5 protein-coding genes and 1 pseudogene are annotated in these 6,222 nt (G+C 72.5%); 4 read left to right on the plus strand and 2 right to left on the minus strand.

Annotated features, from left to right (window positions below; translation table 11 throughout):
* Positions 1–993, minus strand: a pseudogene (locus ACWGDE_RS34790) (hypothetical protein); the annotation flags it as partial.
* A 163-nt stretch (positions 994–1,156) separates the two neighbouring features.
* Here ACWGDE_RS34790 and ACWGDE_RS34795 point away from each other — a divergent pair.
* The 3 genes from ACWGDE_RS34795 to ACWGDE_RS34805 all read left to right on the plus strand — a co-directional run bounded on the left by ACWGDE_RS34795 (position 1,157) and on the right by ACWGDE_RS34805 (position 3,485).
* A complete protein-coding gene (locus tag ACWGDE_RS34795; RefSeq protein WP_453393056.1) occupies positions 1,157–1,891 on the plus strand; it encodes a GOLPH3/VPS74 family protein in 735 nt (244 codons plus the stop codon).
* Positions 1,892–2,197: 306 nt separating this feature from the next.
* Positions 2,198–3,082 carry a helix-turn-helix domain-containing protein gene (locus ACWGDE_RS34800; protein ID WP_453393057.1) on the plus strand — a complete coding sequence of 295 codons (885 nt, stop codon included), beginning with the start codon at positions 2,198–2,200 and terminating at the stop codon, positions 3,080–3,082.
* Between the two features lie 193 nt (positions 3,083–3,275).
* Positions 3,276–3,485: a DUF397 domain-containing protein gene (locus ACWGDE_RS34805; protein ID WP_453393058.1), complete on the plus strand. Its 210-nt coding sequence runs from the start codon at positions 3,276–3,278 to the stop codon at positions 3,483–3,485.
* Between the two features lie 229 nt (positions 3,486–3,714).
* Here ACWGDE_RS34805 and ACWGDE_RS34810 read toward each other — a convergent pair whose 3' ends face one another.
* The gene (locus ACWGDE_RS34810) at positions 3,715–4,560 is read right to left on the minus strand and encodes a hypothetical protein (RefSeq protein ID WP_453393059.1); all 846 of its coding nucleotides are present in this window, start codon (positions 4,558–4,560) and stop codon (positions 3,715–3,717) included.
* A gap of 276 nt (positions 4,561–4,836) precedes the next feature.
* Between ACWGDE_RS34810 and ACWGDE_RS34815 the strand changes: the two genes are divergently transcribed.
* Positions 4,837–5,985 (plus strand): aminotransferase-like domain-containing protein, encoded by a 1,149-nt coding sequence (locus ACWGDE_RS34815; protein ID WP_453393060.1) that lies wholly within the window; start codon positions 4,837–4,839, stop codon positions 5,983–5,985.
* The last annotated feature ends 237 nt before the right edge of the window (positions 5,986–6,222 follow it).

Raw genomic sequence — 6,222 nt, forward strand, 5'->3', positions numbered from 1 at the left:
CTCGGCGTGCACGGCCGCCGCAGGCTTGTCGGAGCCGCCGGACCCTCCGGCCGGACCCTCACCCGCGGGCGCACCCCCGGCAGTGGACGCGCCACTCGCGCGCCCGGAAGCGGAATCGGTGCTCGGAGGCTTCACCGCACGGAACACGGCGGTGCGCTCGCTGTCGACCGGCTCGGCGGGCTCGGCCGCCGCGGGCTCGGCGGAGGCGCCGGAAGAACCGGAAGCACCCTCACCCGTACGTGCGGAAGAGCCGCCCTCGACGGTGGATGCGTCACCCGCCCGCTCGGAGGGGGCATCACCCTCACCCGAACGTGTGGTGGAGCCTCCCTCGGGGGTGGACCCGTCGGCCGCACGGCCGGAAGCGGAACCGACACCGGGGCCACCGGCCACGGGCCGGGAGTCCGCCGGAGGGGGCGTGGACGTACGGAACACGGCGGTGCGCTCGCTGTCGGCGGGCCCGGCCGCGGCGGGCCGGTCCGCGGACGCGTCGCGGTCGGCGGAGCCACCGGCCGCGGGCTCGGAATCGGAAGCCGAGCCGGAAGCCGAGCCGGAGCCCGAGTCGCGGCCACCGGCCACGGCGTCGGAGGAGCCGGCGGACCCGCCGGACTCACCCGGGGCCGTGGCCGGGGTCGAGGCCGGAGCCGGAGCCGAGGCCTCGGCAGAGGCCGGGGTGTCCGCCGGGGCATCGGCCGGAGCCTCGGACCCGGTATCCGCCGCGGATTCCGGCAGGGCCTCGAAGACCTCCGTCCGCGCGCCCGGAGCGGGCTCGTCCGGCTCGTCACCGGAGGGCGAGGACTCCGCCGTGGCGACCCACGCCGCCACGGCTTCCCGCAGCGGATCGCGCGCCGCGGACCCGTCCTCGGGCTCCCGCGGCCGGAACACCGACACCCTCGGGTCACGCCCCTCGGCGGACTCCGACGCCCCCGCCGCTCCTTCATCAACCGACTTGTCGGGGGACTCGCCCGCCACCAGTTCCTCCTCGATCGCCACCACGTCCGGCTGTCCGAATGTCTAACAGTGTCCCGTCTAGGGCGCATCGCCCCCGTGCTAGACGAGAACGACATAGCTGACGGTTCCCCCACAAAGCAGGCAGGCGCTCTCGACAGATGAATGTGAGAGGCGTCACCCTGTCACTCATCCACGCGGGGAGGCATGGATGGGCAGGAGCCGCAGAACAATTCCGGAGGAGCTTCTGCTGCTCGCCTTGGACCCGGCCACGGGTACCACGGCGCAGCCGCAGTCGCTCGACCTCGGCCTGGCCGGGGCACAGCTAGTGGAGCTGGCTCTGGCAGGACGGATAGCCCCTGATGGGGATCGTATCGCCGTGGTGATGCCACGGCCGACAGGAGATCCGACTCTGGACTCCGCACTGGAACTGCTGCGCAGGCGCGGCAGCCCGGTTCGGGCGGTCCACTGGATCGGCGGACCCCGACTGGGGCTCCGCCAGATTTACCTCGCTCACCTGGAGCGTTGCGGCATGGTGCATGCCGTCGCGGGCCAGATGTGCGGGGTGCTGCCGACGACTCGCTACCAGGCGACCGACACGGCGATCAGCCGGGAGATCCGTGCCCGGCTGGACAGTGCGATCCGCACCGGCGTACCGCCGGACCCGCGGACCGCGGCGCTTGCCGCACTGGCCCACGCGGTCGGACTCGGCAAGCACCTGTACCCCGGCAACGAGGGGCGGTCGTCCAGATCCCGGCTGCGGGACCTGATCCGACACGACCCCATGGGCGGACTGGTGGCGCACGCCGTCATGGACGTCCAGAACGGCGTGGCCGCACAGCCGCGCCGCGACCGTGCACCGGCCCAGCCCGTCCGGGCCACGGCCACGGCCGTTCCGATGCAGCCGCGCCGGACCGGTGCGATGGCCCGCGCGGCCGCGCACTGACCCGTCGTCCGGACACGCGGTACCGGCAGGGGCACGACACGCAGGACCCGTACGCCCAGCAGGACCAGCACGACACGTAACGCCACTGCCGTGACCGGCGTCCCCCAGACCCGGTCCGGTAGCCGCCAGCGCGCGGGGTGGTGAGGCCGGTACGCCGGCCCCGCCGCCCCGCGCGTTTGCGTTACCGGCGCGTTCCGGGGCGCCTTCCGGGCCGTTCCCCAGCGAGGCCGCACGCTTCGGTGGCAGTCTGCTCACCAGCAGACACGCAGAGAGACAGCGAGAGAAGAAGGCGGAGGTGCCGTTCACGTGGCGTCCAATGTCAATCCCACCGTCCGACGCCGCCGACTGGGCATGGAGTTGCGCAAGCTCCGCGAAGACAAGGGCATGACGGCCGAACAGGTCGCCGAGCGCCTGCTCGTCTCCCAGTCCAAGATCAGCCGACTGGAGAACGGCCGGCGCTCCATCAGCCAGCGCGACGTCCGCGATCTGTGCGACGTCTACGAGGTCGAGGACCGGCGGCTCGTCGACTCCCTCATGCAGATGGCCAAGGATTCCCGCCAGCAGGGCTGGTGGCACGCCTTCGGCGACATCCCGTACAGCGTCTACATCGGCCTGGAAACGGACGCCGCCAGCCTGCGCACCTACGAGCCCCTGGTGGTTCCGGGGCTGCTCCAGACCCCGGAGTACGCCCAGTCGCTCGTCCGCGGCGCCTGGCCGGAGACCGCGCCGACCGACGTGGAGAAGCGCGTACAGGTCCGGATGCACCGCCAGAAGCGGCTCTGGGAGACCGACAACAGCAATCCGGAGATCGGGCCGCTGCGCCTGTGGGCGGTCATCGACGAGGCGGCCCTGCGGCGGCACGTGGGCGATGCCCCGCTCATGATCCGGCAGCTGGAGTACTTGATAGAGCAATCGGAGAAGCCGCACGTCACGGTCCAGGTGATGCCGTTCTCGGTCGGAGCGCACCCGGGCGTCAACGGCCAGTACGCCATTCTGGAATTCCCGGACGCCTCCGACTCGACCGTCGTCTACATCGAGGGCGTGACGAGCGATTTGTACCTGGAGAAGGCCAATGACGTTCAGAAATACAGCGTGATGTACGAACATTTGCGCGCGCAGGCCCACAATGTGGACCAGACCCGGCACTTCATCTCCGACATCATCGACGACTTCGCGCGCAAGGAGAACTGAGGTTCCGCAAAAGGCCGGTACGGTACACCGTCACTCCCCGGCCACAGAAGGCCTGAATGGAATATGCCACTCGGTCGGGTGAACAGTCCCCTCACCTGCCGGGACCTGCGGGTAGCGTCGATCACGTCAGCCGGAGCAATGGCCGGCACGGCACCGGGATCCACCGGAACTACTCGCTGAACCGGAGAGAAACATGGCTATTCGTCAGGGCTCCACGGAAAACTGGACCAAGTCCTCGTACTCCGCCAACGGCGCCTGCGTCGAGGTCAAGTCCCCCGTCATGGATGCCATCGCGGTCCGCGACTCGAAGGTGCAGGACGGCCCGTCCCTCACCTTCGCGCCCGGCTCGTGGACCTCGTTCGTCGCCGACATGACCGAGGGCCGGCTGGGACGCCTCGCCTGAACGTCGAGGCGAACATCCCAGCCCGCCGCCGATACGAACAGCGCCACCAGCACGACAGGCACCAGCACCACCGGCACCACCGCACCACTGACTGGAGCCCTCTCGACCGGCCCGCCGTCCTGGCCGAGGGGGCTCGGCCACGTCCGCACGCGGGGGCCGCGCGCAGCCGCGTACGGGGCCGCGCGCGCAGCCCCGTACAGCGGTCATGGCCGCGGCCGGGAGGCGTGGATCAGCGCAGCTGGTCCACGTACCGGTCCGTCCCCGGCACCGTGGGGATGAACGGCGCCACCAGCTCCACTCGGCCCAGCCCCGTCTCCGCGACCTCCGCGTCGAGCCCCTGGAACCGGTCCCAGCAGGTGCGCGGGTCGGCCTCCAGGAACCACAGCAGGGTCAGCCGGGTGTCGACCCCCTCGACCTGCTTCACGTACGTCATCCGGTCGCCGGGCAGCGGCGTCGGACGGAAGACCGTGACCATCGCGGCCGGGGAGCCGGCCAGCCGCTTCGGCAGGGCGCGCGAGCGCAGCCACTCCAGCAGCTCGGCCCGCTGCTCGGGTCCCTCCGCGTCGACCACCTGGACGACCAGCCCGCCGTACGGGTGGTCCAGGGCGTGGAAGTCGCGGGGGCCGGCGGCGCCGTCGCGGTAGACGGTGGCCTCGTGGTCCTGGAACGCGGTGAAGACGTGGGTGCGGTCCTGGTAGACGCGTCCGTCGCGGTTGAGGCGCTTGTTGATGCCGACGGTCCACTTCATGTGCTCGTCGTAGCGGCCCTCGGTGACCCAGTACGTGGATATGTAGCACCCGGCCGTGACGGGCTGGGCGACCGCCGACTTCTCGGGGTAGCGCAGCTCCTGGAGGTCGCGGGTGGCCACCCAGCGGCGGCCGGCGTACATCCAGGGCATGGCCATGGCGCCCGCGTAGTAGTGGTCGTCCTCGTACCAGCGGTTGTACGCGAACTCGTGGCCCGGGTGCGGTTCGACCATCGTGATCAGCGCGTGGCCGGGGTGGACTCCGTAGGGGCCGACCGAGGCGAGCTCGGCGTAGTCGTCGGCCCGGGTGTTCCGCTCGTCTGCTGTCATGGGAGACGGTCTAGCTGATGCGACGTCAGATGGGGAGCCCCTGGCCGGGAGTTCGGCATCCGATACATAGATGCCATATACACGCTCTCACCGCTACGATGCGCGCACCCGCCTCCCGAAGGAGCCCCCGTGCCCGCTTCCCCTCCCGTCGCCGCACCCGCCTCCGCCCCTTCCCCCACCGATGGAACCGCGCCAGGAACCGCACCCGGCGCCGGCCACGCCCCCGGCCGTGCCCCCGGCCACGCCCCCGTCCCGCCGCCGCCGTTCGCCGCACGGATCCGCACGACCGCGCCCTCGGCCGTCCGCGAGATACTCGCCGTCACCGCCCGGCCCGGCATGATCTCCTTCGCCGGCGGCCTGCCCGCGCCCGAGCTCTTCGACGCCGAAGGGATGCGGGCCGCGTACGACACCGTCCTCACCGGCTCGGCCCGCCGCGCGCTCCAGTACTCGACCACCGAGGGCGCCCCCGAGCTGCGCGCGGCCGTGGCCCGGCGGCTCGGCGGGCGCGGCCTGGCCACCACCGGGGACGACGTACTGATCACCACCGGCTCCCAGCAGGGGCTCGGCCTGATCACGACCGCGCTGATCGAACCGGGCGACACGGTCCTGGTCGAGGACCCGACCTACCTGGCCGCGCTCCAGGGGTTCACCCTCGCGGGCGCCCGGGTCGTCCCCGTGCCCTGCGACGACGAGGGCATCCTCCCGGACGCCCTCGAGGAGATCGTCGCCCGCGAGCGCCCCAAACTCCTCTACACCGTCCCCACCTTCCAGAACCCCACCGGCCGCACCCTCCCGGCCGCCCGCCGCGCGGCGGTCGCGGCCGTCGCGGCCCGGCTCGGACTGTGGCTGCTGGAGGACGACCCGTACGGGGACCTGCGCTACGAGGGCTGCGAGGTCCCCTGGCTCGCCGCGCACCCGGGGGCGGAGGACCGCACGGCCCTGCTCGGCAGCTTCTCGAAGGTGATGGCGCCGGGCGTCAGACTGGGCTGGCTGCGCGCACCGGCGGCACTGCTGCGCGGCGCGGTGCTCGCGAAGCAGGCGGCGGACCTGCACACCTCGACGGTGGACCAGTTGGCGGCGGCGGAGTACCTGCGGACGGCGGACCTGGACGCCCACATCGCCCGCGTCCGCGACGCGTACCGCACCCGCCGCGACGCCCTCCTGTCGGGCCTGGCCTCGGCCCTCCCGGCGGGCTCCACGTGGAACCACCCGGAGGGCGGCATGTTCATCTGGGCCCGCCTCCCGGAACACCACGACGCAACACCCCTGCTGCGCAAGGCAACCCGGGCAGGCGTGGCCTACGTCCCCGGAGCCCCCTTCTTCGCGGGCCCCCCGGACCCGAGAACCCTCCGCCTGTCGTTCACGACGCACACGGAGCAGGAAATCGAGGAAGGGCTGCGAAGGCTGGCGGCGGCGCTGGGCTGAGGTGGGGGCGGGGCGGGGGCGGGGGTAACCGGAGCTGCGGGCGGGGCGGGGGCTGCGGGGGTGGAGCGGGGCGGGGTGACCGGAGCTGCGAGCCGGCCGGCGGCTGCGACGGCGCGGCGGGGGCGGGGTTGGCGGGGTCTGTGCGCGAGCCGACTTCGACGGTGACCGGGGGGCGTCCCGGAAGTCCAGTGTCCTTCCGCGCCGGGCCGGCCCGTCAAGGGCGCTCCCTGCGGTCGC

The organism is Streptomyces sp. NPDC054956 (genome assembly GCF_053609185.1).

Bases quoted from the DNA above. Each gene is read 5' to 3' on its own strand.
- ACWGDE_RS34795 (WP_453393056.1), top strand. From the start codon at position 1,157: ATGGGCAGGAGCCGCAGAACAATTCCGGAGGAGCTTCTGCTGCTCGCC.
- ACWGDE_RS34805 (WP_453393058.1), top strand. From the start codon at position 3,276: ATGGCTATTCGTCAGGGCTCCACGGAAAACTGGACCAAGTCCTCGTAC.
- ACWGDE_RS34810 (WP_453393059.1), bottom strand. From the start codon at position 4,560: ATGACAGCAGACGAGCGGAACACCCGGGCCGACGACTACGCCGAGCTC.